General features: G+C 35.0%; 25 protein-coding genes and 5 tRNA genes. 27 read left to right on the top strand and 3 right to left on the bottom strand.

Annotated features, from left to right (window positions below):
* Window positions 1-15: 15 nt before the first annotated feature.
* Window positions 16-477 carry a metal-dependent hydrolase gene (locus KC460_03650; protein ID MCA9770435.1) on the top strand — a complete coding sequence of 154 codons (462 nt, stop codon included), beginning with the start codon at window positions 16-18 and terminating at the stop codon, window positions 475-477.
* Between the two features lie 121 nt (window positions 478-598).
* Here the strand turns inward: KC460_03650 and KC460_03645 are convergent, their stop codons facing one another.
* On the bottom strand, window positions 599-1,408 hold the full coding sequence (locus tag KC460_03645; GenBank protein ID MCA9770434.1) for a TatD family hydrolase: 810 nt from the start codon (window positions 1,406-1,408) through the stop codon (window positions 599-601).
* 145 nt (window positions 1,409-1,553) lie between these two features.
* Between KC460_03645 and KC460_03640 the strand changes: the two genes are divergently transcribed.
* From KC460_03640 to KC460_03560, 17 genes are all read left to right on the top strand, one after another.
* Complete coding sequence (locus tag KC460_03640) at window positions 1,554-1,841, top strand: HU family DNA-binding protein (GenBank protein MCA9770433.1); 288 nt, start codon at window positions 1,554-1,556, stop codon at window positions 1,839-1,841.
* Between the two features lie 96 nt (window positions 1,842-1,937).
* Window positions 1,938-3,170, top strand: coding sequence for a serine--tRNA ligase (gene serS, locus KC460_03635; protein ID MCA9770432.1), 1,233 nt, complete (start codon window positions 1,938-1,940; stop codon window positions 3,168-3,170).
* A gap of 26 nt (window positions 3,171-3,196) precedes the next feature.
* Window positions 3,197-4,054: a DUF58 domain-containing protein gene (locus KC460_03630; protein ID MCA9770431.1), complete on the top strand. Its 858-nt coding sequence runs from the start codon at window positions 3,197-3,199 to the stop codon at window positions 4,052-4,054.
* Complete coding sequence (locus KC460_03625; GenBank protein MCA9770430.1) at window positions 4,054-4,572, top strand: DUF4381 family protein; 519 nt, start codon at window positions 4,054-4,056, stop codon at window positions 4,570-4,572. Before KC460_03630 ends, KC460_03625 begins: the two co-directional genes overlap by 1 nt.
* 154 nt (window positions 4,573-4,726) lie before the next feature.
* Window positions 4,727-5,605: a hypothetical protein gene (locus KC460_03620; GenBank protein MCA9770429.1), complete on the top strand. Its 879-nt coding sequence runs from the start codon at window positions 4,727-4,729 to the stop codon at window positions 5,603-5,605.
* Window positions 5,606-5,642: 37 nt separating this feature from the next.
* Window positions 5,643-6,104: a pyridoxamine 5'-phosphate oxidase family protein gene (locus KC460_03615; protein ID MCA9770428.1), complete on the top strand. Its 462-nt coding sequence runs from the start codon at window positions 5,643-5,645 to the stop codon at window positions 6,102-6,104.
* A gap of 24 nt (window positions 6,105-6,128) precedes the next feature.
* Window positions 6,129-7,550 (top strand): hypothetical protein, encoded by a 1,422-nt coding sequence (locus KC460_03610; GenBank protein MCA9770427.1) that lies wholly within the window; start codon window positions 6,129-6,131, stop codon window positions 7,548-7,550.
* Window positions 7,551-7,633: 83 nt separating this feature from the next.
* Window positions 7,634-7,720 (top strand) — tRNA-Leu (locus tag KC460_03605).
* Window positions 7,721-7,910: 190 nt separating this feature from the next.
* Entirely contained in the window at window positions 7,911-9,488 is a 1,578-nt protein-coding gene (secD, locus tag KC460_03600) for a protein translocase subunit SecD (protein MCA9770426.1), read from the top strand.
* A gap of 15 nt (window positions 9,489-9,503) precedes the next feature.
* Window positions 9,504-9,580, top strand: a tRNA-Met gene (locus KC460_03595).
* 128 nt (window positions 9,581-9,708) lie between these two features.
* Window positions 9,709-10,359, top strand: a complete 651-nt coding sequence (pgsA, locus tag KC460_03590; GenBank protein MCA9770425.1) for a CDP-diacylglycerol--glycerol-3-phosphate 3-phosphatidyltransferase — start codon at window positions 9,709-9,711, stop codon at window positions 10,357-10,359.
* Entirely contained in the window at window positions 10,356-10,913 is a 558-nt protein-coding gene (gene plsY, locus KC460_03585; GenBank protein MCA9770424.1) for a glycerol-3-phosphate 1-O-acyltransferase PlsY, read from the top strand. The genes pgsA and plsY overlap by 4 nt, the downstream gene beginning before the upstream one ends.
* 24 nt (window positions 10,914-10,937) lie before the next feature.
* Window positions 10,938-12,680 carry an ATP-dependent DNA ligase gene (locus KC460_03580; GenBank protein MCA9770423.1) on the top strand — a complete coding sequence of 581 codons (1,743 nt, stop codon included), beginning with the start codon at window positions 10,938-10,940 and terminating at the stop codon, window positions 12,678-12,680.
* 645 nt (window positions 12,681-13,325) lie between these two features.
* Window positions 13,326-14,312: a hypothetical protein gene (locus tag KC460_03575; protein ID MCA9770422.1), complete on the top strand. Its 987-nt coding sequence runs from the start codon at window positions 13,326-13,328 to the stop codon at window positions 14,310-14,312.
* A gap of 17 nt (window positions 14,313-14,329) precedes the next feature.
* Window positions 14,330-15,109: a transporter substrate-binding domain-containing protein gene (locus KC460_03570; protein MCA9770421.1), complete on the top strand. Its 780-nt coding sequence runs from the start codon at window positions 14,330-14,332 to the stop codon at window positions 15,107-15,109.
* Window positions 15,110-15,111: 2 nt separating this feature from the next.
* Window positions 15,112-15,768, top strand: a complete 657-nt coding sequence (locus KC460_03565; protein ID MCA9770420.1) for an amino acid ABC transporter permease — start codon at window positions 15,112-15,114, stop codon at window positions 15,766-15,768.
* Complete coding sequence (locus tag KC460_03560; protein MCA9770419.1) at window positions 15,755-16,477, top strand: amino acid ABC transporter ATP-binding protein; 723 nt, start codon at window positions 15,755-15,757, stop codon at window positions 16,475-16,477. Before KC460_03565 ends, KC460_03560 begins: the two co-directional genes overlap by 14 nt.
* A 104-nt stretch (window positions 16,478-16,581) precedes the next feature.
* Here the strand turns inward: KC460_03560 and KC460_03555 are convergent, their stop codons facing one another.
* Window positions 16,582-17,289, bottom strand: a complete 708-nt coding sequence (locus KC460_03555) for a hypothetical protein (protein MCA9770418.1) — start codon at window positions 17,287-17,289, stop codon at window positions 16,582-16,584.
* Between the two features lie 63 nt (window positions 17,290-17,352).
* On the opposite strand from KC460_03555, the gene rsmG reads away from it, so the two are divergent.
* From rsmG to KC460_03525, 6 genes are all read left to right on the top strand, one after another.
* A complete protein-coding gene (rsmG, locus tag KC460_03550; protein MCA9770417.1) occupies window positions 17,353-17,982 on the top strand; it encodes a 16S rRNA (guanine(527)-N(7))-methyltransferase RsmG in 630 nt (209 codons plus the stop codon).
* An 81-nt stretch (window positions 17,983-18,063) separates the two neighbouring features.
* On the top strand, window positions 18,064-19,464 hold the full coding sequence (locus KC460_03545) for an MATE family efflux transporter (protein MCA9770416.1): 1,401 nt from the start codon (window positions 18,064-18,066) through the stop codon (window positions 19,462-19,464).
* Window positions 19,465-19,477: 13 nt separating this feature from the next.
* Window positions 19,478-19,762, top strand: a complete 285-nt coding sequence (gene gatC / locus KC460_03540; protein MCA9770415.1) for an Asp-tRNA(Asn)/Glu-tRNA(Gln) amidotransferase subunit GatC — start codon at window positions 19,478-19,480, stop codon at window positions 19,760-19,762.
* Window positions 19,763-19,773: 11 nt separating this feature from the next.
* Window positions 19,774-21,216, top strand: a complete 1,443-nt coding sequence (gene gatA / locus KC460_03535) for an Asp-tRNA(Asn)/Glu-tRNA(Gln) amidotransferase subunit GatA (GenBank protein ID MCA9770414.1) — start codon at window positions 19,774-19,776, stop codon at window positions 21,214-21,216.
* An 82-nt stretch (window positions 21,217-21,298) separates the two neighbouring features.
* The gene (locus KC460_03530) at window positions 21,299-22,105 is read left to right on the top strand and encodes a phosphatase PAP2 family protein (protein ID MCA9770413.1); all 807 of its coding nucleotides are present in this window, start codon (window positions 21,299-21,301) and stop codon (window positions 22,103-22,105) included.
* 43 nt (window positions 22,106-22,148) lie between these two features.
* Entirely contained in the window at window positions 22,149-22,955 is an 807-nt protein-coding gene (locus KC460_03525; GenBank protein MCA9770412.1) for a rod shape-determining protein MreC, read from the top strand.
* Here the strand turns inward: KC460_03525 and sppA are convergent.
* Window positions 22,952-23,869 (bottom strand): signal peptide peptidase SppA, encoded by a 918-nt coding sequence (sppA, locus tag KC460_03520; protein ID MCA9770411.1) that lies wholly within the window; start codon window positions 23,867-23,869, stop codon window positions 22,952-22,954. The genes KC460_03525 and sppA overlap by 4 nt on opposite strands.
* A gap of 132 nt (window positions 23,870-24,001) precedes the next feature.
* On the opposite strand from sppA, the gene KC460_03515 reads away from it, so the two are divergent.
* From KC460_03515 to KC460_03505, 3 genes are all read left to right on the top strand, one after another.
* A tRNA-Val gene (locus tag KC460_03515) sits at window positions 24,002-24,077 on the top strand.
* Between the two features lie 59 nt (window positions 24,078-24,136).
* Window positions 24,137-24,212 (top strand) — tRNA-Asn (locus tag KC460_03510).
* A gap of 17 nt (window positions 24,213-24,229) precedes the next feature.
* Window positions 24,230-24,307 (top strand) — tRNA-Asp (locus KC460_03505).
* The last annotated feature ends 251 nt before the right edge of the window (window positions 24,308-24,558 follow it).

Raw genomic sequence — 24,558 nt, 5'->3', positions numbered from 1 at the left:
TTCTGTTGGAGTGGTATGCCAGGTTATAAAGGACATTTAGCAGGTGGAGCAATTGCATATGGTATTACAGCGGGCTTATTACTTTCGCTGTGCCACCCATCATTTTTTACCACAACTGAATGGCTTCTTTTTGCGTTGGCCGGATCATTGTTTCCAGATATTGATATAAAAAGTAAAGGACAGAAGCTTTTTTATCATGTTTTACTTGTCATATATATTTTTTTGATCTGGCGTAAACATTTTGAAATTATAGCAATACTGGCAATTGTTTCCATTATTCCAATGCTTGTTAAGCATCGAGGCTTGTTTCATCGCTTATGGTTTCTTGTATTGGCACCATTGGTAATAGCGTTTTGTATAAGTCTATATGTGCCGACGTATGCCAAAATTATTTTTTTTGACACTATTTTTTTCATTACTGGTGCTGTTTCTCACCTGTGGCTTGATGTTGGTTTTAAACGTATGTTTCGTTGGTAATTTATATGCTGGTTTACGCACTCCTGGAAAAGCGTTAACTTTCACAATTATACCAACACGAATATCGAGTTTTAGAAAATCATCAAATATTGCCATAAAAATACCTGTTACTTTTTTATAGTTATGAAATGTTAAATAGCCTTAATGCATTATATGTTGTTTGTTTAGTAATAACATATAACGATTCATTTCTTAAATTGGCCAAAAATTGTGCAATTTCAGCAATATATTTTGGATGATTTTTTTTACCACGCATAGCTTGTATTGGCAAAAATGGCGCGTCAGTTTCTAGTACAATTTTTTTAAGTGAAACGTTTTGTGCAATATCTCGTAAGTAATTATTTTTTGGATAGGTAAGAGTGCCGCCGATACCAAGTATAAAACCCCAATCAATAACTTGATTAGCAAAATCTTGTTTCTCAGAAAAGCAGTGAATCACACCGCGAGAAATCTGGCTAGCATATTCTGAAAGAACGCCTAATGTTTCTTCTGGCGCTTCACGTGTGTGTATAACAAGCGCTAAATTGTTTTCAAGTGCCAATTCAATGTGTGCCTTAAAAACATCTTTTTGTCGTTGTACATTGTATTCAGGATAATGAAAGTCCATACCACATTCACCAATACCAACAATATTATTATATTGTTTATCGTGAACAAGTGCTTTTATTTTTTTAAAATCGTTTATCCAATTACTTGTACAATCATTTGGGTGTAAACCGACGGTAGCCCATACATTTTTAAAGCATTGTGCTAGGGATACACAGTCGATACTTTCTTGTAAGCTTGTGCCAACATTAATGATAGTCGTTACTTTGTGCTGTGTAGCTTCATCTATGATTTGTTGTGCAAGTTGTACATAATTTTTGGGTAATGGAACATCAAAGTCTTTCTTTATTATTGTATTAATATGACAATGTGTATCAACTAACATTAAGGTCCTTGTTTTTTAGCCATAAGTTGACAAATTTGTAAACCTAACTAGTATATGTTACAGATATTAGAGGAAAAAAAAAGAAAAGTATGATGTGAAGTAGCAGTGTTTTAACCATTACTAACCTAACTGATGAGGAGTTCTCATGAATAAGAGTGAATTAATTAACTCGCTCAGCGAAGAAACTACTTTTAGTAAAAAAGATGTTTCTCGTGTGATAGATTCTTTAACTCGCATTATTGAGCGTACGCTTAAAAAAGGCGAAAAAGTCTCAATAACTGGTTTTGGCAGTTTTTGGCTTTCTTGTCGTCCTGCTCGCAAGGGCATTAATCCTGCAACAAAAGAGCGTATTGATCTTCCTGAGGTAAATGTACCTCGCTTTAAAGCAGGTAAGAATTTAAGAGAAGTTGTACGGTCAGTTAAAATCCGTTAATAAGAGCTTATTCATTCTAGAAAAAAGCTTTTACTCTCAAAAAAAGGTCGCGTAATGCGGCCTTTTTGTATATATAAGACTGTAGGATTATTCAACATGATAGATTTGGTACTTTTGCGAAACAACCCTGAAGAAATTATTGTTGCACTTAAGAAAAAAGAACCAGCTTATGATGCACAACGTTTGTATGAACTTGATGGGCATGTACGAACAATATTGTTGGCGGTCGAGCAATTGCGAAGTAAAAAAAATGAGCTTGTAGATCGTGCCAAGGGTGGAATTATTGATGCTATTAGACAAGAATCTATCGTATTAGGCAAAGAGCTTGAAAAAAAAGAGAGAGAATTAGAACGTGTTAAAAAAGATTTTTTTGCTCACTATCTCGAATGCCCTAATCTTTTAGATGTTGAGGTACCTGCTGGAGACAAAAATCATAATAAAGTGATTAAAGTATTTGGTAAACAGACAAAATTTACATTTCCAGTTAAACATCATGTTGATCTTGTGACTGCTGCTGGTTGGATCGACTTTGAAGCAGGAGTTCGTGTTTCGGGCAGTCAGTTTGTTGTATATAAAGGCGATGCTGTTAGATTATTATATGCACTAACAATGTTTATGCTTAAACATAATCAAAAATACGGATTTGAGTTAGTTTTGCCACCATATCTTGTTAATGAAGAATCGTTGACGGTTTCTAGTAATTTACCAAAATTTAAAGACCAGATATACGAGCTAAAAGATGACGGTTTGTTTTTGACACCAACAGCCGAAGTTAATCTTGCAAGTATGTATCGTGACCATATTTTTGACCAGCACGATTTACCGATACGTATGACATCATGGACAAGTTGTTTTAGGCGTGAAGCTGGTGGGTATGGTGCTACTGAACGTGGTTTGATTCGTATGCATCAATTTGAAAAAGTTGAGTTGTATACGTTGTGTATACCAGAAGCATCACAAAAAGAGCAAGAGCGTATGCTTGCATGCGCAGAGGAATTGCTTCAGCGACTTGGTTTACATTATCGAGTAAGTTTGTTGGCAGCACAAGATTGCTCATTTCCCTCAGCAAAAACATATGACATTGAAGTGTGGTTGCCTGGTCAAAAAGAGTATTATGAAGTGTCTTCTGTGAGTAATTGTACTGATTTTCAAGCACGACGTGGTATGATTCGTTATAAAGATTCAACAAATAAAAAGCAGTTAGTACATACGCTTAATGGCTCTTCGTTAGCTCTTTCTCGATTGATGGTTGCCTTAGTTGAAACATATCAGAATGCAGATGGTTCAATTACTATTCCAGATGTGTTAAAAAAAGAAGCGTTATTTTAATTTCTTGTTAACAAAACAGGTGAGTAATGATCTTGCAAGATATACAGTGCAAAATAAAAGAAATACAAATTCACACACGTCGTTTGATTAGTGGCACTTTAATTGGTGATACTCGTTCCGCACAAAAAGGATCGGGTTTAGATTTTGACCAAATTCGCGAATATCAGCAGGGGGATGATGTGCGTTTTATTGACTGGAAATCCTCCGCGCGTACGAATAAACTTTTAGTCAAACAATATACAGAAGAACGCAGTCGTACCATTATTTTAGCAGTTGATGTTTCTGCTTCAAGTTCATTTTCCTCTACTGATCAACTTAAATCTGATATCATGTCCCAAGTATCAAGTATTTTGGCACTTGTTGCATACTATGGAAGTGATCGAGTGGCGCTCTTACTTTTTTCTGATGTAGTTGAACTATTTATTCCGCCAGGCAAAAGTAAATATCATGTGCATGCAATTATGCAAAAATTATTTTTTTTCAAACCGCGTGGCAAAAAAACAGACATCGGTATTGCTTTGGATTATATTGCGCGCTTGAAAAAGAAGGATAGTGTTGTTTTTTTGGTTTCAGATTTTGTGTCTCCCGATTTTTCTAAACAGCTATCTGTTGTTGCAAAAAAATATGAGATAGTTGCTGTTCGTTGTCTTGATAATAATGAGTATGCATTGCCACAGGTAGGTCTATTAACAGTTCAAGATCCGGAAACAAATCAGTGTTATACAATTTCTTGTTCTGATGAACTTAATGTATTTTTACGTAAACGCATGGTAGATCAAAATAACATATTTAGAAAGTATGGTGTTGATTGTATTGAAGTCATACCAAAAAAGCAGTTTATTGGTGACTTAATTCGATTTTTCCGCAAGCGTATGAGGTACTAATGAATACACAATTTGATGAACTCGGCTTCTATGATATTTATGATGTGTGGCATATGCCGTGGTGGCAGACACGCGCGTGGTACGTCTGTTGTATTATTATTGCAGTATTAGTACTCTTAGTTGGCATTTTTTTTCTAATTAAATATATTCGAAGAAAAAAGGTTGAACAGCCAATCTGGCAGCAGGCGTTATGTGAACTTGAAGCTCTTAGAAGTGGTAACTATGTGACTGTTGCTCGTGGCAAAGAGTTTTATTTTATTATCACTGAAATTTTGAAAAAATATATGGCAGTACGATACCAACTAAATACCATAGGTAAAACGGATAGCCAATTTATAGAGTATTTACAAAAGGCAAAATTTTCGCCAGAATTAATTACAGAGATAGAGACAATTTTTATGGGTGGGTTGACTATAAAGTTTGCTAATGCTAAGGCTGCCCAGGAAAGAATAGACCAAGATTTTGCTGGCAGCGTTGCACTAATTAAAAAAACAATTCGGCAAGAAAAAAGTACTTAGGGTGGATCGCAATTACTCTATTATACCAGAGCTTGTGTATATAAATTGGCCGTTTGTCTATACACATGCAAATAGAAAGCTTGCCAAGAGTTATAGTGATGCTGTGTGCACAGAAATAGACAATTTTCTGATAGTACTTGGTCAAAGAGTAGATATGCAAGTTCTATATTTTGGAGGTGGTGCTATAGATTGTTTGCCAGAGGCTATAATACTTGACATATCTGGTACACTGAGAAAGACGTTTAATTTTAACAATCTTTTGCAAGGAACAATAGAGGTTAATCTGCGTTTTTTCGATAAATCAAAAATAGTTGTATGGCAAAAACTTGGGATTAATCGTTTAGTTATAGGGATATACCACTATATGCAGCCAGAAATACCTATTGAGCATATGAGGAATTTTTTTTCTATTATTGCACTTGCGTGTACCATTTGTATTACACCTGAAACGATTGCGCACTGGAAAGCATATATTAAAAAAGTGATTTCCTGGCCTATTCAACAAATATCGCTTTCTTTTATACCCACAAGACATGTACAATTACGTATTGATTTTTACTATTGGTTGCGTGAATTTTTGCTAAGTAACGGTATGTATCAATATGAGTTGTACGGATTTGAGTTTCCTAATCATAGTTCTATGTATATGAAAGGGTATTTGCAAAGAAAGACACTTAAAGGTTTTGGGGCATACGCGGAATCATTTGATGGAGTAACGCGGTATCGTAACGAACAACGTTTACTGAGTTACATAGAGAAGGTCCGTAGTCAAAAAAATTCGATAGTTTGGAGTCAAACATTGAGTGCGCAAGATGCTCGATTAGAAAAAATTATGTTGGGGCTTCGTCTAGCTAATGGGGTTAGCCTTGATTCTATATATGCTGGTTGCTCACAAAAAGAGCGTGCACGGTTAGCTAACCAATTATTAATACTGAAAGAAGAAAGGTTAATAATTGAGTCTGAAAATGCTATTGCGCTTGCACCAGCAGGGTTGGTTTATGAACAGGAAATTCTGTTAAAACTTGTTATCTAAAATTAATAAAACCATTTTTTTATGAGGTATGTGTATTATGGCAAAACATGTTGGGATAAAACTTCCTGATGATTTAGTTACAGTATTGAAGGCAGGTAAAACCGTTGGTGTATTAGCAACTTTTTCTGAAAAAGGATTGCCGCATACTACACCGATACAGTCAGTTTATCCCAAGGGATTAGAAAGCATTTTAATTTCTATTCATAAAGACCATATGGGCTATCATAACATGGTATGGCAAAAAAAAGTTATGATGTGCTTTTTAGATGAGAATAATGTTGCGTACAGCGTTTTGGGACGTGCGGGTGTTGTTCGTGCGCCGTCTCTTGTCCATCCATTGATGAACGTTGTACGAATTGATATCATCGATATTAAAAGTGATCGTTCAGTGTTAACACGGGTTGAAAGTGGTGTGCGTTGGAGTTACACATCACATGAAGCGGAAGAGCTTTCAAGCGCATTGTTTAATGAATTGAAAGAGCTTTCCGTTACATTGTAAAAAACTCAATAAGGAGCAACGGCTATGCGTATTTTGTTATTTATGCGCTCATTGCGCGCATTATTTCTTTTATTGGCACTGTTCTTTTTTGGTAAAAGTTACTTAATTGTAGCACAGGTAGAGTCAATAGAGGGAGTTGTTGAAGAAGAAATAACTGATACTGAAGAAAAAAACGTAGCCGAGGCTCCAGGCGTGTCTGAAGAAGAATTTGTGGCAGAAGAGGCAATAGGAGAAGATATTACTGATAATCAAGGAGATGTTGTAGTAGATACGCAAAAAGAAACAGTGGGGGATGATGTTATAGGGAAAGAGACTGGAGAGGTTGTTGATGAGCAAGTTCTAGAAGAAGAGGCCGTTGCAATAGAAGATAAAACTACAGAAAAAAATCTGAAAGAGGAAGCAGTAGAAAAAGATGAAACAACTGAAAAAACTGAAGAAGAAGCGTCTGAAGAAGAACCTATAAGTGAAAGGGGGGGTTCTGGGGAAGGGCAAGAAAGTGAAGAACAAAGAGAGGATAAGCCAGCCGTTATTGAAATAAAAGGAATTGATACTTTAGATGTTGATGAGCCAAAAGGCAATTGGTTGCTAAAACGTATCTGGTGGGAGAAAGCAGAGCGTTGGTATGAAAAGATTAAACAAGTGAAACAAGATATTTTAGAATCTCGCATGTTTTTCTTCCAAAAACGTACCGAACTTGATCGCAATGCGTTTGATCCTTTTTATGTCAAAGTTGGTGTTGGTCAAGGTGAATTACAAGAAATTATTTCTTCATTGCTCGCAAAATTAGAACAAATGAGAGAAGAGCAAGGTTCGCTAAATGAGCAGGAACGTGAGTTTTTAGTTGTGCTTGAATTAGAGCAAGAAACGTTGAAAAATTTAGAACAAAAACTTAAGTCGGTTAATGCTGTTGATAATGGTATAGATGATGCGCTTATGAAACTTATGGAGCAGATTAATCTTGCTCGCGAGTACGAGCGGCAGGCGTGGGATACTTTTAAGGCAATTACTCGTGAGTTGAGTGACAAACGGGCCCGTGAATTATATTATTCAATGGATAATATGTGGAACAATATAGGAGCAACCAGTTCTTATATTAAGGATCAGTTTACTCCGTACTTTAATCAAATGATAGAAAAGGCCCAAGAGCTTATAGCTGATATGGAGAAGGCCATTATTCTTTTGAAAGAAAAGGGTGTTGATTTAAAAACTCAAGCGCAAAAGTTGAGTAAAAAGGATAGTGGAAAAAAACAAGAGAAACTTGAAGAAAAAACAAAAAGGTCGGCAAAAAGAGAAAAAACAGAGAGAACTATATCTGGTTGGTTTGATTGGTTATTTGATTTCTTTAGTATGATAACAGGTAGTTTTAGTGCAATATTGGATTACATTGTGAGCTTTTTTGTTACGGTGCCCACAGCTACTGAATCAACTGAAGATGCTCAAAGATAATGTGAAAAATACTGTTTTTTTGTTTGCCAATAATTCGCAAATGTGCTACATTTCTGGGGTGATTCTTTGAATATGTTTTATGCGCCGAGGTGGTGAAATTGGCAGACACGCTGCTTTAAGGGGGCAGTGGGAGAAATCCCGTGGGGGTTCGAGTCCCTTCCTCGGCACCATAATTTGCTAATTGGGATTTTCAGATTTTTTGAAATTATTTACTACGGACTAGTTCTTTGTTTGTAGATAGTTTTATGTAATGTTTGTGGCGCTGAGCGGAGTGAGGTACGTCGGAAAGTCTTAAAAGAATCAAAAATATGTGGAGTGTAGAAAAATGAGTAAAAAATTATTGTACTGCAGGGAGCTTATATGAATATTCGAGCATTACTATTTTCATGGCTATCGTTTTGGGTAGTTGTTGGTGCAATTGGCCTTTACTTTTTATATCCACTAAGAAATACTCTTCGATTTGGTATAGACTTGGTTGGCGGTACTTACATTACGCTCGAAGTTCAAACGGATAAAGCCGTTGAATCTGTTTTATTAGAGAAACTACAGGCTATTTCCAACAAGTTAGAATCAGCAGATAAGATGCCTGTAGATAAAAAAGTTGTTGTTGAGTCCCATTCGCAAACAAAGAAAATTAATAAACACGAGATTGTCTTAATCTTTGCATCTATAGCCGATGCACAGGCGGCGGCACTTTTACTTCGTGAAGAGAAAAATGCACTTGAACAAAAAATTGATGGTACAATTTTGAAAATAATTTTACCTGATCGGGAAGTTCAAAAAATTAGTGAGGATGCTGTTGGACGTAATATTGAAGTGCTAAGAACGCGCCTTGATAAAATGAGTGTTGCCGAAATTACTATTGCGCGTCAAGGTGATCGTCAAATTGTAGTTGAGTTGCCAGATGTTTCTGATCCACAGCAGGCAAAAGCAATGATCGGTAAAGCGGCGATGCTTGAATTTAAGCCAGTAGAAAAAATTGGTGCAAGTCCAGATGATATTCGTTTTGAATTTGATGGTGAAATTCCTGGCGATATGCAAATTTTGCCATTCAGGGAAGAAGATGGAAAAGTTAAGGAATATTATCTTGTTCCAAAATATGCAGATGTTACTGGAAAATACTTAACTGACGCTCGTCCAAGATTTGATGAACAGACGGCACAATTGGTTGTTGACTTCTTGCTTACTCCAGAGGGCGGTAATAAATTTTATGATCTTACAAGTAAGTATTATCAACGCCGTATTGCAATTGTGTTGGATGATGTAGTTATTTCTGCTCCAAGTGTTTCTGCTCGTATTAGAAATAATGGATATATTACTGGTGGTTTTAGTTCTGCTCAAGCAAAAGAGTTGGCATTGTTACTGAAGTCCGGGGCTTTTGTGGCGCCTGTTACACTTGAAGAAGAACGTCAAATTGGCCCAGTATTGGGCGAAGAATCAATTAAACAGGGATTCCTTTCTTGTTTGGTTGGTTTGGTGCTGCTATTTATTTTTAGTTTGATTTATTATAAGCTTTCTGGAATCTTTGCCTTTATTGCATTAGTCTTTAACTTGTTACTAGTGTTACTCGGTCTTGCATGGTTGCGAGCAACGCTTACGTTACCCGGTATTGCCGGTATGATTTTGACGATAGGTATGGCTGTTGATGCTTCTATTTTAATTTTCGAACGTATTAAAGAAGAATTACAAGAGGGGACAACTATTAAAAAGGCCGTTACAACGGGTTTTGCAAATGTGATGTCGGTTATCATTGATGCTAATATTACTACGTTCATTGTCGGCATTGTATTGTATAAATTTGGTACTGGTCCAATTCAAGGTTTTGCAGTAACAATGATGCTTGGCATTATTGCAACACTTATTACCGGGTTATTTTTCTTACGTTCGTTGTTCAATGCATTTTTAAATGGATTTAAAATAGAAAAGCTTAGTATCTGATATTTACCTATCTATGGCGATGTAGCTCAGCTGGTTAGAGCGGCGGAATCATAATCCGTAGGTCCGGGGTTCGAGTCCCTGCATCGCCACCAACTTGTATGTAAAGCTTTGTTGTTAGGTAATTTTTTAACATAAATCTCAATTCAATTTTTTTAAATAACGTAGTATCATACGAATAATAGCTTTTTGTGTTATTCTAAATAAAAGGTACACGTTTTTTATGTCAACCAATTTTATAACAACAGCCACATGGCTTACCCTTGTGCGTTTAATAATTTCTCCTATTGTTTTACCAATTTTGTTGGTATATGGTCTTCCCGTTAATAACATATGGTTAAATGGTTCGCTGACTAGTCTTTTTGTTCTATTTGGCTTGACTGATTTTTTGGACGGTTATATTGCAAGAAAATACAATCAAAAAAGTATTCTAGGAAAAGTGCTTGATCCTGTAGCAGATAAATTTTTGTTTTATAGTACGTTGATAGGGTTGCTCGTAGCTGACAGAATTTTATTTTATTGGGTTATTATTTTGATTGGTAGAGAGTTTTTTGTTATGGCTTTGCGGCATGTAGCACTTGAGCATGGTTTTAATATTTCTGTCTCTTGGTTAGGCAAAATAAAAACAACTATTCAAATAATTGCTATAAGTTTTATTATTTTTAATCCATGTCATGGTGTTAACACATCTTGTGCACTGTTGTGGAATAATTTGGAGTTTGGGTTGTTGTTTTTTACAATATTCTTGTCTGTCTTTTCAGCGTACCGGTATTATAAAATTTTTATGCAAATGTGGTCTGAGTACTCTGAAAAAAAGGTAAAACTGGAATCTATTGCGTATGCTCAATTGCATGTGGATAAAAATAACCTATGAAAGCATTATTATATCTTATTATTGCTTATTTGGTTGGTTCAATTCCAACAGGCTATTTAATTGCAAGGTGGTGTGGTGTACAAGACATCAGAAAGCATGGCTCTGGCAATATTGGTGCAACGAATGTTGCTCGTATGTTGGGACATAACTATTTTTTCATAGTGTTATTTATTGATGCGCTTAAAGCTTTTCTGTGCATTACTTGTGGCTATTCAATCGTGACAGAAGAATCTTATGTTCATTTTTTATCCACTTTTTTATTGCTTGGTAACGGACATTCGCTTTTTCTACACTTTACTGGTGGTAAAGGTGTTGGTACAGCAGTAGGTATGCTTACAGCATTTTCGTTTTCTCTGTTACTCAGTTTTATTGGTATTTGGCTTGCGATTTTTTTGTTGACTCATATTGCCGGATTAGCCTCAATTGTTGCTTTAGTACTGTTGCCATGCATTGGATATTATAGTGCATACAATACTTTTATAATACAGTTGTTTATTGCGTTATGGTGCTTGTATCGACATCGTGATAACATCAAGAAATTAGTTAAAAAATAGTGTAAAAAATTGAGTTGGATAGATATGAAATTTTATGAAGTTGCCACATGTTTTGAAAAAATAGAGTCAGAGAGCAGTCGCTTGGTTATGGCACAATTACTTGCTGAATTATTGGGTAGAGCAAGTTCTTGGCAGGCTTCAATTATCTGTACCATGTCGCTTGGACAATTGAATCCATCGTATATTGGTACTCAATTTAATATGGCTGAAAAGAATGTAATTAAAGTAATTGCACATTTGCTTAATGGAAGCCAGGAAGAAATCACAAAAATTGCTAAAAAAAAGGGTGATATAGGTCTTGTCGTTCAGAATGGTAATTGGTGTAAAACTGATTGTTTAACGGTAGATCATGTTTATAAAGAATTAGTAGCGATCGAAAAACTAGGAGGAACTGGCTCACAAGAAGCAAAGCAAGAAATGTTGTTGGGTTTGTTGAGATCATTAGGTCCGGTTTCAGCAAAATATGTCGTACGTATTATTGTTGGTAAGTTACGACTTGGATTTTCTGATATGACATTAGTCGATGCGTTATCGTGGATGCAAGCAGGTAATAAATCTTTACGACCAATAATAGAAAATGCGTATAATATTTGTGCTGATATTGGCTTAATTGCAAAAGAGCTTAAAGAACATGGCGTAGAGTGGCTAAAGCAGATACATGTAACAGTTGGTATTCCAATTAGGCCTGCTTCTGCTGAGCGTTTACCAACAGCAAGAGATATTATTGAAAAAATTGGTACATGTGTAGCACAGCCAAAATTAGATGGCTTTAGACTGCAAATTCACGTTGACAGAACGCAAGCAATACCAAAAATTAATTTTTACTCACGCCACTTACAAGACATGTCATATATGTTTCCCGATGTATATGAGGCTGTTGCAAAATTACCTATTCAAACAATGATTTTTGAGGGTGAAGCTATTGTATATGATTATAATACGGACAGTTTTTTGCCATTTCAAGAAACGGTTAAAAGAAAGCGCAAATATGGTGTTAAAGAAAAAATGGCTGAGTTACCACTACGTGTTTTTATTTTTGATTTACTTTATCTTAATGGAACATCATATTTACACAAAACTCATGTACAGCGAAGAAAAAAACTTGAAGAGCTTTTTGAAAAAGTAAAAGGAGATGGTGTTTCTCTTATAGAAGAAGTAACAATTAATAATGTAAAAACACTGAATGAGTACTTTATGCATAATATTAGTTCGGGTCTTGAAGGTTTGGTTGTAAAGCGACCTGATGCAGTATACCGTGCAGGAAAGCGTAATTTCAACTGGATAAAATTAAAAAGACACGAAGAAGGTTTTTTGCAGGACACGATTGACTGTGTTGTGTTGGGATACTATGTAGGGGCAGGTAAGCGTGCACAGTTTGGTATTGGAGCATTTTTAGTTGGTATTTATGATAAAACTAACGATAACTTTGAGACTATTGCAAAAGTTGGTACTGGCTTAACAGATAATGGTTGGAGAAAGTTAAAACAACAGTGTGATAAAGTGGTAGCTAAAGAAAAACCTAAAAATGTTATATGTACTAAGGAGCTGTATCCTGATGTATGGGTTTATCCTACTGTTGTTTGTGTTATTCGTGCAGATGAAATTACACGATCACCATTACATAGTGCAGGAAAAGCACCAGAAACACCTGGTTATAGTTTACGTTTTCCGCGTTTTATAGATTATCGAGAGGATAAAAATCCAGAGGATGGAACAACATTAAAAGAAATTTTATCATTATATAAAGCACAATTTAAAAAAATGTAAGGATAGAGGTTACTTAAATTCTATTGAGTTTTTATTTTTTTGACAAAATATTATTTATATATATATAATAAGGATGCTATAATTTCTTACAATTTTGGGTAAAAATTATTTAAAAGATCTTGTTTAAAAAACAGTTTGTAAGGAGTAAAATGTTAATACTTTCCTATTGTACTATACAGCGGTGTTCTTTTTTGACTAAGCGGAAGTTATGTGTTTTTTCTAAGCTTTTATCTCATTTTCATCTTCATATTCTACATCAATATTCTTAAGTAATAGTATTCTACTAATTTATAGTTATTAGTTTTCAATTTATAACTAAAACTCGTTTATTTTTAATTGTATTTATCCATTTGATTAATATTTGTATAAGAGGGGTTGTACGCAAAAAGTTGTACAAACCTATGAGTATGCATATATGTGCGATTATCCTATTTTGATAATCAATATTTTTTTAGAAAGAAGAAAATGAGATTAAAAATTTTGTTTATTTTACTGTATGTTTTTGACACTGTTTTTTGTATGAATTCTTCACAAGAATCTGCACTATTTGTAAAATTGAGTAAGAAGTCTGGTAATCTTTCACTTGCCATAGAAACCGATGCTACGTTTATTGAAATGGTGCCACGGCTTTTTTCGGTTAGAAATATGAATAAAGAAAAAAGAAATAATCTTTTTAATGAATTTAAAGAACGGTTTTCACTTCAGAGGCAGCTTGCATATATCGAAAGCAAATACTATGATCCACACATTATTGTTTGGTTTACAGATTATTTTGGGCGTGTAGGTAAAAAGAATATTGATTGGTATAAGAAGCAATTGTTTGACAAGCTACCAAAAGCAACTTTTTGGTTGGTAGATTTAGCTGCTTGGGGTTTGTTGTCTGCTACTAAAAGTGAAATAGAAAAAAAATATCCAAATATTATAGAAACTATAGCAAATGGAGAAGTATTATCTGAAGGGGTATGTCCATTGCTTTTACATGAGTCAAACGTTGTAAATAAAAAAATTAATACTAGACGATTTAAGACATTATCATCACAATCTTTTTTTAATTGGTTGTTATCCTCTGATCAATCAATAGTAACAGATAGAGAATGTGAACAAATGTGTAGAGATGAAATTCGACAAGGATCTCTTAATTGTTCTTTAGCGCAATTGGGTTATAGACCAAAAGCTTTAAATCGCACACTTAAGAGGCTGGGTGGAAAAAATATGCTAGATGTTGATTTTTCTCTTATATATCCTGTTCTTCAATACCTTGAAATGGTTTTTTATATAAAAGAAGTTTTTTCCAGGTTTGAAGCGAATGATAAAATGCAGATGATTAATGATAAAATGATGCTTCCAAATGATAAAAATTCCATAGTGTTACTACTTCCAAATAAAGAGATTTCATATTTCATTTCTCCTATTACGCATGATAAAGGAGAAACGGTGTATTTGAAAAATCAGCTTAATACACTATTTAACGTGTTATATAAACATTACTTTAAAGAAGAAAAAAAAGTGTGGCTATCGGTTAGATTGAGCCCATTTGCCTATGGAATTGGGTTTTATGATGGTCCTTATTATGCTCATGGATCGAATGTTAAAAGCAAAACTTTAAAAAAATATATTAAAAAAATCAATTAATAGTGAGGATAAATAACATGAATAAAAAAGAAATAATGATTGGATTGTTTATTGTAATTGTTACCATATTAACATTGTTATTATTTTTTAAGCGGCAACATGGTGCATCTGAAAATATGTTTATTGTTGGAACAGCAGCTGGTTACGCGCCATTTGTTAGTGTAAATGAGCTGGGTGAGTATGAAGGTTTTGATATTGATGTTATTAACGAAGTTTCAAAACAAATGGATAAAAAGCTGATGTTAAAAGATTTAGGTTCTATGACACCTCTTTTTATAGCGCTTGAACAAGGCACTATTGATGCTGCTATTTGGGGTTTATCTATTACCAAAGATAGATTAAAAAAAGTGACGATGGTTAAATATCAAGGAGATACTATTTCATCTTACCCTATGATTTTTTGGAAAAAAATACCGAAGGGTGTTGTGTCTATCACGGATATGCGTGATATGACTGTCTGTGTTGAGCCACATTCTTCACAAGATGCTGTACTACAAAAATATAATTTTATTAACACTAAACCAACAGAAAAGGTTGATGATGCATTGCTTAATATACAATACAATAAAGCTGATGCTGCTTTTGTTGAGCCAGCTATTGCGAATAAATTTAAGAAGAAATATCCTGAAGTGCAAACTCTTGATGTACAACTGAGTGAAGAGGATCAGGTATACGGTATTGGTATTGCTATACGTAAAGACAATAACATTATAATTGACAGTGTGAAAAAGGCTATTCAGCAATTAGATGCTCAGGGGGTAATTCACATGTTAGAGCAAAAATGGAGTATCGAATAATTATGAATATTCTTAGTCTATATGGCTATCAATTTTTCATTGGGACGGTTATCACCTTAAGTTCTTGGCTAATAGCTGGCATAGCAAGTCTGGTTACTGGCTTATTACTAGGTATCATTGGTAGTAAACATTTTTCTTATTGTATAACCTATAAATTTGTTAAATTATACACTTTTATTGCGAAAGGTATTCCTGCATATGTACAGATTTTAATAGCATATTTTGTCCTACCTTCAGTGTTGGGAATTAACCTTTCTGCTTTTTTTGCAGCAAGTTTAGCTTTAGCATTTTGTTCAAGTGGTTATGTTACTGAAATAATACGTGCTGGAATTAATACTGTTCATATTGGACAATGGGAAGCATGCCTAGTTTTAGGTTATTCATTTTCTGCTTCATTAAGGAGAATTATTTTACCACAGGCAATGAAAAATATTTTACCAGCTTTAATTGGCGAATTTGAGCAGTTACTTAAAAGTACTTCTTTGTTAGCAACGATAGGGGTTACTGAGCTTACAAGGACTGGTATTAATGTTATTTCTCGTGAGCTTGATCCTCTACCAGTTTATTTTTTTATTGCCTGTGTTTATCTGTGTTTATCAGGGTTGTTACAAATAATTATGCTTATCAGTCAGAGATATCAAGTATATGATAAAAGTTAGCAACCTTCTCGTTAAATATAATAATCAGATTATTATAGATACAATATCATTTGATATATATAAAAATAGTATTATCTCTCTTATCGGTGAAAGTGGTGCTGGAAAAACAACCCTTTTAAGAGCACTTGTGGGATTAATTCCGTTAAAATCAGGAGAGGTACTTATTGATAATATTCCAGTATTATTAATGAACAAGAAAAGAAGATCGGAGTTAATAGGATATGTTTTTCAACATTTTAATCTTTTTAAAAATTTAACAGTGCTTGAAAACTGTATAGATCCACTTTTAGTGCATGGTTTTAACTATCAGGATGCCAATGAAAAGGCGATAGAATGGCTTAATCAATTTGGTATGACTGATTTTAAAAATAAATACCCATTTAATCTATCTGGTGGTCAGCAGCAACGTGTAGCTATTGCACGTAGTTTATGCTTAACTCCCAAAGTATTATTGCTTGATGAACCCACAGCTTCTTTAGATCCAAAAAATACCAATATCTTAATAAGAATATTGAAAGATCTTGCGAAAAGAGGGTTTTGTATTATTTTGGCAAGTCAGGACATGAATTTTGTGTATGATGTATTTGATGAAATTTTTTATATTGATAAAGGAAAAATTGTAGACTCGTGCAATGATAGAAATCATCTTTTTGAGACTAATTATATAGCACCATTTTTTGATAAAATATCTAAAAAATTAAAAAAATGAGGCTTCTCATTTTACACAGTTTTACCTACCATGTATTTAGATGACGAGATTATTATTATAAGTTCTTAATTTGCGCCAACATGTAAAGGTGTATATTTCAAAATTTAATGTATGATATGGGCGGCATATCCTTTTTTGTTTCGTTTATATATATAGGTTATAGGACCGAAAAAGTGTTTTAAATTCAATGTATAAAGCGCATTATCAATTGTTTTAATACCTTTTTTTACAAATATGGTTGGTAAAATAAGGTGTGTTGATTTTCGTGCAATAGAAATTCCCGTTGGTACATAAATATCTTTTGGGCGTGCAAGTAGTACAAGCGCTTCGGCGGAAATTTTTCGGTCTTTTGGATATACATAGGATTGTGCATCCCAATAAAAAAGTTTTGTTTTGTCATCTTGTTTTTTTTCTATGAGATATAAATCCGCAGGTGTTCCTTCTTCTAGCTCCCAGTGATGGATGGTGTTGCCTGACATAATGATAGGAGTAATTTTAGTGGTAACAACAAGTATAATGCGTGGTTTTGCATGTTTGAGGGGGAAACTTGTCTGACCATTTACATCAGATATATCTATAAAGCCTCCATAGGTAGAGAAAATACCATCTACTATGTTTTCATTATATTGGTGATGTACATTTTGGCGGGCTATTTTTCCTGGTTTGTTTAATTTGTTTTCAAGCTCATGGGCGTAATTTTCTGGAAATACTTTGGGATATGCTTGTAGAAAAAAACTTATTAAAGCATCTGCATATCCTTTGTGTGAATTGGTCAAAAAAAGTAATATAATAAAAGAAATTTTGTACTTCATAGGTCTTATAGTATCCTAAAGAAGCTAATGGTTAATTCCCCTAACTCTTTTCATAGTATCATAATGAAAGTAGCAAGTTCTATGGTTTGGCAAAGCTTTGTCGATAATGAGCAACTGACTGAAGCGCAAGGACAGCAGTTTAAACGCTATAAGGATTTGTTGCTTGAGTGGAATAAAAGAAGTAATTTAACGCGTATAACAGATGAATCCGCTATTATACAAGATCATTTTAGTGACTCAATACAGTTGCGGCATTTTATTAATTTTGGTGTGTTGCGTGGTATTGCTGATGTTGGTAGCGGCGGTGGGTTTCCTGGTATACCACTAAAGATTTTGTTTCCAAAACTTTTTGTTGTACTTATCGAAGTAAATCAAAAAAAAGTTAAATTTTTACATGAAGTTTGTAAAGAACTTGTGTTTGAAAACGTAGAAATATACGATAATGACTGGCGCACTTTTTTGCGAATTACCCATTATCCAGTAGATGTAGTGTGCGCGCGTGCATCGCTACAGTTAGATGCACTTGTTCGTATGTTCAAAGCTAATTGTCCATATAATAAAGCACAACTTGTTTATTGGGCATCACAAAAATGGCAAATGGGTACAGCAGAAAAACCCTTTTTCAAGAAAGAAGAATCATACCGCGTTGGAAATAAAAGGAGGCGGTATATTTTTTTTAGTAATGGGGCTTAATTTTACTTTTTCTCTACATTCCTTTATATCTAACACATCGTAAATATTGGTTTAAAAAGGACATAGCGTAAGGAGATTATTGTGAGAAAAAACATTTTGCGTAGTTACTTGTCTGGTATTATGGACGGTGAGCACGGTGAAAGTTTCCGTACTATTTTACGCTATTCTATGCCTGAATTTATTACTGCGTTGTTGTTATATTCACTTCCATTCTGGCTCGATTCATGGTTTGTTGCACAGCTTGTTTCTACTTCACGTTATGCAACGCTTGGGGCAACAAATAATTTATTGCACTGGCTTACAAAAGTTGCCGAAGCATTGTCTGTTGGTACAGTAATTATAGCTGGGCAATTCAATGGAAGGCAGGAATATAAAAAAGTTGGCCGTACAATGCGAGATTCTTTTTGGGTAACAGTATTAGTCGGTGGAATTGTATCAGGCATTTTATTTTTTGGTGCGCATGGCATTTATTCGTGGTATGGAGTACCAGAAAAAATGGTTCGATTGGGGGTTCCGTTTTTACGGTTACGTGCTCTTGGCATTTTTTTTATGTTTGTTTTCTTGGCATTTATAGGTTTTTTACGTGGTATAAAGAATACAAAAACGCCAATGAAAATATTTATTGGCGGTTCACTTATTTTTATTTTCTTTGATTATGTCTTTATTTTTGGCAAATTTGGTTTTCCTGCTTGGGGTTTGCAAGGGTCTGCTATTGCTTCCGTTATTCAATATGGAGTTATGCTTTTTTTGGTAGTATGTGTTGTCCTTTTCAGAAAAAAATATCGTATGTATGGTATCAAATTAATCTATGCGGTTACAGAACCTTCATACAGAATGCATTTATTGCATGTTAGTTGGCCAGTGTTGATTGATAAGTCTACGATGGCACTTGCATATATTTGGTTATGTAAAATGCTTGCAACAATGGGAAAAGTGGGTGTTGCAACATTTTCAGTTGTAAAGGATATGGAGAGGTTTGCATTATTACCAGCAATAGCATTTGCTCAAGTGGTAACCTTTTTGGTGAGTAATGATTTTGGGAGGCAAAATTGGCGAGGAATTAAAAGTAATATTAAAAAAATTGTATTTATTGCTTCAGTTGTGGTTTTTGCCACATTGATATTGTTTTCGCTTAACACTAAATTTATAATTCATATTTTTGATAAAAAAGACAAGTTTACTGATTTAGCTGCTTTTGTATTTCCGATATTGAGTGTACTTGTTTTCTTTGATTTGCTACAATTAATACTAGCAGGTGCTCTACGAGGCTCTGGTAATGTGCGTACGGTAATGCTTACTCGGCTTGCAGTATGTCTTTGTTTTTTTATTCCAGCTTCATACATGGTGTCTGGTTTAGACATTCAGAGTGTTGAGTTAAAATTTATACTTATTTATGGGTTATTTTATATTGGTAATGCACTCATGTGCATATCATATATTAAGCGTTTCCGTGGTACTGCATGGCGAGAACCAATGATCTAGGAGGTCAATTACTATGATAAAAATTACAAGGGAAGAGGTGCTTAAAATCGCGCGTATTTCTCGTCTTAATATTCATGAAGAAGAAGTTGAGCCATTGATGAAACAGCTTGATGATGTGTTAAGTTATGCACAGCGGGTAAAAGAAGTTGCTGCAGATATACAAGAGCCATCTACAAAAAATATGAATTTTTTTAGGGAAGATGTTGTTATAAAAACTGACCCAGAAAAAAGTTTGAAGCAGGCGCCGCAGAGAGAAGAAGATTTTTATGTGGTACCAGCAATTTTAGAATATAAGTAGGGAGCATCAGCATGAGCGGTTTTAGTTTTGCAACAATCAAACAACTACGTCAAAGGATTGAGAATAAAGAATTATCTCGGCAAGAGTTGCTTGATGCGATAATTTTGCGCTTTGAACAAATAGATGAGGATATTAGATCAGCGCTTGAAATTTTTGATAAAGAATCAATTGTAACACGTACAACATCAGAGGGAATATTGGCTGGTATTCCTGGTCTGATTAAGGATAATATTGCACAAGAGGGGCGCAAACTTACCTGTGCATCTAATATTTTGAGTAATTATCATGCACCATATGATGCAACGGTAATTAAACGTCTCAAGCAAGAAGGGGCATTCTTGATTGGGCGTGCAAATCTAGATGAATTTGCCATGGGAAGTTCAACAGAAACTTCAGCTTTTTTTAAAACAAGAAATCCGTGGGACACAACAAGAGTTCCTGGTGGTTCAAGTGGCGGATCTGCCGCAGCTGTTGCTGCAGGACTTGTGCCATGGGCGTTGGGGTCAGAAACAGGTGGTTCTGTGCGTCAACCAGCAGCATTTTGTGGCATCGTTGGTATGAAACCTACTTACGGTTTAGTGTCTCGGTATGGTTTGGTTGCATATGCATCATCGCTGGATCAGGTTGGTGTGTTTACACGTACGGTTTATGATAATGCATTAGTGTTTTCGGTGATTGCTGGGCATGACTTAAAAGATTCTTCAAGTCTTCGAGTACAAAAAAAAGATTATGCAGACAAATTAAATGATCAATTACGTGAAGATTTAAAAATTGGTGTCGTGCAAAATGCTTTGGAAGCTGATGGTATGAACTCAGAGGTCATGGCAGCAACAGAGCAAGCAATTAATCAACTAGAAAAGCTTGGCGCAAAAATTACGCGTGTAACGCTTCCAGCGCTTGATTATAGCGCTGCAGCATACTTTATTATTAGCCGTGCAGAGGCGGCATCAAATTTGGCTCGTTTTGATGGTGTTCGGTATGCAATGAGGAATAAAGAAGCTCAAACATTGTTTGATATGTACTGTGATACACGCCATGATGGATTTGGAGATGAGGTCAAAGCACGAATTCTAGTTGGTAACTATGTACTTTCTACAGGTCATTCTGGTGAGTTTTACCAAAATGCCAAAAAAGTGCAGCGATTAATTCGTAGAGAGTTTTTAGATACATTCAAAGATATTGATCTGCTTATCATGCCATCGCAACCAGCACCAGCATTTAAAATTGGTACATTTGAGCATGATAAATTACAAATGGATTTACAAGATTACTTTACGTGTCCGGTAAATTTGGCGGGTATTCCAGCAATTTCGTTACCATGTGGTTTTAGCAGCAACAAATTACCAATCGGTTTTCAATTGATTGGACCGCATCTTTCTGAGGGATTATTGTATCAAACAGCACATGCATATGAGCAGGCCACACCATGGCATGCAATGCATCCCGCCTTATAAAAGGCTTGTAATTTACAGTAGTGATTTTTTACCCTCATAATACATAGAATTATTTCTATGTATGTACTTTTGGGGGGTGACTGTGAATAGCAAAATACATGAACATACACTTCGTTTGTTTGTATTTTTCATTTGTATATCAATTGTTTCAAATGCCTATGGTGGTAAATGGCGCTGGGATAAATGGTTGGTACCAGGTAATCCAGTAAAAGATTTTATTGATTTGCATAAAAAATTGTTTACTTCGTGGTCAACGTACAAAACGGCCGTTGCTTTTTTTCCACCATTTATTTTTGCCCGCATGTTTGATAAAGATTTACAAAATGTGTTTTATTGCCGTAAGCACCACAAAAATAAAAATCAGCTACCCAAATGGTGTCATGATATTTGCCATTGGGGAGTAAGTTTACCTATGGCTATACTGGCCAGTACAGCTTTTTTGGCAAAAGATTGGGAGCTGCGTACCACTGGTTGGGTGTTTTTACTGGGTATGCCATTTGTAATTCTTGGCAAAGATATATTTAAATCAATGGAAGTCGATTGTAATTTGCGGCCGTGGAATCAACGTTTTTGTCGTAAAAAACGTGCGCTTGGTGGCTTTCCGTCAGGGCATATGGCAGAGCTTACGTATATGGCAGTGTTGTACGGTAAGCGATATGGTATGATTGCAGTAGCTCCACTTGCAGGTTTTGCGACATTTTTAGGTTTAAGCTTTGTTAATTGCAATCGTCATTATATTTCTCAAATTATTGGCGGTGCTGCGCTTGGTACAGCATATGCACTTGCAGCAGATAAATTAATTTCATCCAAACTTTCTTGCGATATTACTGCTGGTTTTACGCTTGATAATCGTGGTACACCGGCATTCAAAATTTCTTATAATTTTTAATGTGCTATACTCCGTGAAACTAGTCTTAGTATGGAGTTTTTTTATGCGTGAATCACACAAGAAAAAGATTGTTGTTTTTATGTTAGTTGTTAGTTTAATATGGTTTTTGACGAGCAGAATTTTTTTTTATAAACCGGGAATATTAGATTACACAGCTTCATATTTTGTTTATCCTGTTATTTCAATGCAGAGAGCTATTGTCAAACCACTTTTAACTTTTTTTGATCGAAAGCGATCATACAAAGAGCTTGAGCAGCAATTTTATAAAGTGCAAAAAGAGCGGGATGCATTGCTTGCTACCAATATCATGCTCCGTTCAACGCAGCTTTTTATTGATAATACTAAAGAGATTATTGATTTTAAAAAGCGGTATAAGGTTGGTAATGCCATACTCGGTGGCGTATTGCTGAAAAATATTTCACCACAAGAACATTTTTTCTTGGTTGATAAAGGCTTTCGCGATGGTGTTGAGGTTGATGCCGTTGCGGTATGGAAAAACTGTTTGCTTGGCAGGGTTACCCAAGTTTTTGGATGGTATAGTAAAATTACATTAATCACTGACAAGCAGTGTAACGTTGCAGTATATGGAGTAAAACATGGAGCTGCAGGTATTCATAGAGGGTGTAACAGAAACGATACGGCATGCTTGGAGCATGTGAGCCATTTATCTTCAATTGATGTCGGAGAATTGCTTATTTCAAGTGGGCAAGGTTTAGTATTTCCAAAAGGCTTTGCGTTGGGAAATGTTTCTGATTATAGACCTGGTGAACTTTTTCATAATGTAAAAGTTAAACCATTGGTCGATATTCAAAACCTTGAGTACTGTTATTTGATTCGTAAGGGAGGTTAATATATGATCTTTTTAAGATAACGATTTTCAAGCGTAGCACAAATGGCATTAACAAGATTGCTACTTAACTCATCGTTATCATCTGAAGAATCGCTACTAATTAAATTAAACCAGCCGCTTTTTTGTGGAGGTTTGACCCATTTAATATTAGTTTCAATTAATGCTTTTTCTTTAATGACTTTTTTTGCTACAGAAATAGAACCTAGTTGGTCTATTAATCCTAGTTTTTTTGCTTGTCGCGCAGTAAAAATTTTGCCATCGGCCCATTCGTATGATTGAGTTGGTGCGAGCTTACGTTGTTGTGAAATATCAACAATAAACTGTTGATATGTATCATCTAAAACACTCTGTAACATTGCAACTTCTTGTTCAGTTATTCCAACAAACGGGTCTGCTACATTTTTGTATGTACCAGCCTTGATCGCTTTGTATTGTATCTTGTAGTCTTGGAGAAGTTCTTGTAGCTGAAATAGATAGCCAAAACGTGCACCAATACTTCCAATTAATGCAGAAGGTGGTGCAATAATATAGTCAGCGGCACTTGCAACATAATAACCACCTGAGGCACAAATATTTTCAACTAATGCAATAACAGGTTTAGTGGGGTATATTTTTTTAAAATGGCGAATTTCGCTGAATATAGCTTGTCCTGTACCAGAGGCTCCTCCGGGACATTCGATTTTTAAAAGAATTGCTTTGATATCATTATTTTCAAAAAATCTGCGGATATGTTTGGTCAAATAGGCTGAATCATACAAAAATCCTCTGATTGGAACTACAGCGACTTGTGTGCGAGGGTCAAAGTGGCGGAAATAAAATGTTTTTAAGTTTTTTGTTAGTACTGGTATGAGTGGAAAAAACATGAAAAAAAGTATGAGCATGAAGAAACTTCTGAAAGCTCTTAAGATGTCCATTGAGAGGCCTTTTTTGTATTTTTTGTAAAAAATGTTTGTGTTCACTATCGCACAAATATTTGGTTTTATGAAGATTTTTTTACTATTTATTTTGACTTTCTTTGTGTTTTCATTTACAATCTTGAACGTCTAGGGCGGTTAGCTCAGCTGGTAGAGCATCAGTCTTACAAACTGGGGGTCACAGGTTCGAGTCCTGTACCGCCCACCAGGTTTTGTTGTTTTTATATAAATTTAAAGTTATTTTTGAAATTTAAAAACTTTGGTTATTCCTCGGTAGCTCAGTTGGTAGAGCAAACGACTGTTAATCGTTGGGTCGCAGGTTCGAGTCCTGCCCGAGGAGCCATATCTTATATTTGATTTGGGGCTGTAGCTCAGTCCGGTTAGAGCGCTCGCCTGTCACGCGAGAGGTCGCGAGTTCGAGTCTCGTCAGCCCCGCCATATGTGTTGATTGTCTACTGTAGCAATAGTTTTAAATGGCTCTCTTACCTCTAGAACGAGGTTTTTGTGATTGAGCTGTAAGTTCGAAAAAAAAATCTTGAGCGAATTGTGAAATTAAAAAATAAGTAAAAATAGAGTAGGCTAGCTTCGTTTTTTGAAAAAAAAAGGAACTAACCAATGCTAAAAAGCATAGAAGAAGTTTACTACATAATTGACGAAATTGTACAGAACGGAATTACACAAAAATCAAA

This window comes from Candidatus Dependentiae bacterium, from assembly GCA_020431705.1.
Taxonomy (GTDB): Bacteria; Babelota; Babeliae; order Babelales; family Vermiphilaceae; genus JAGQHQ01.
This window is presented reverse-complemented; position numbering and strand designations above follow the sequence as displayed.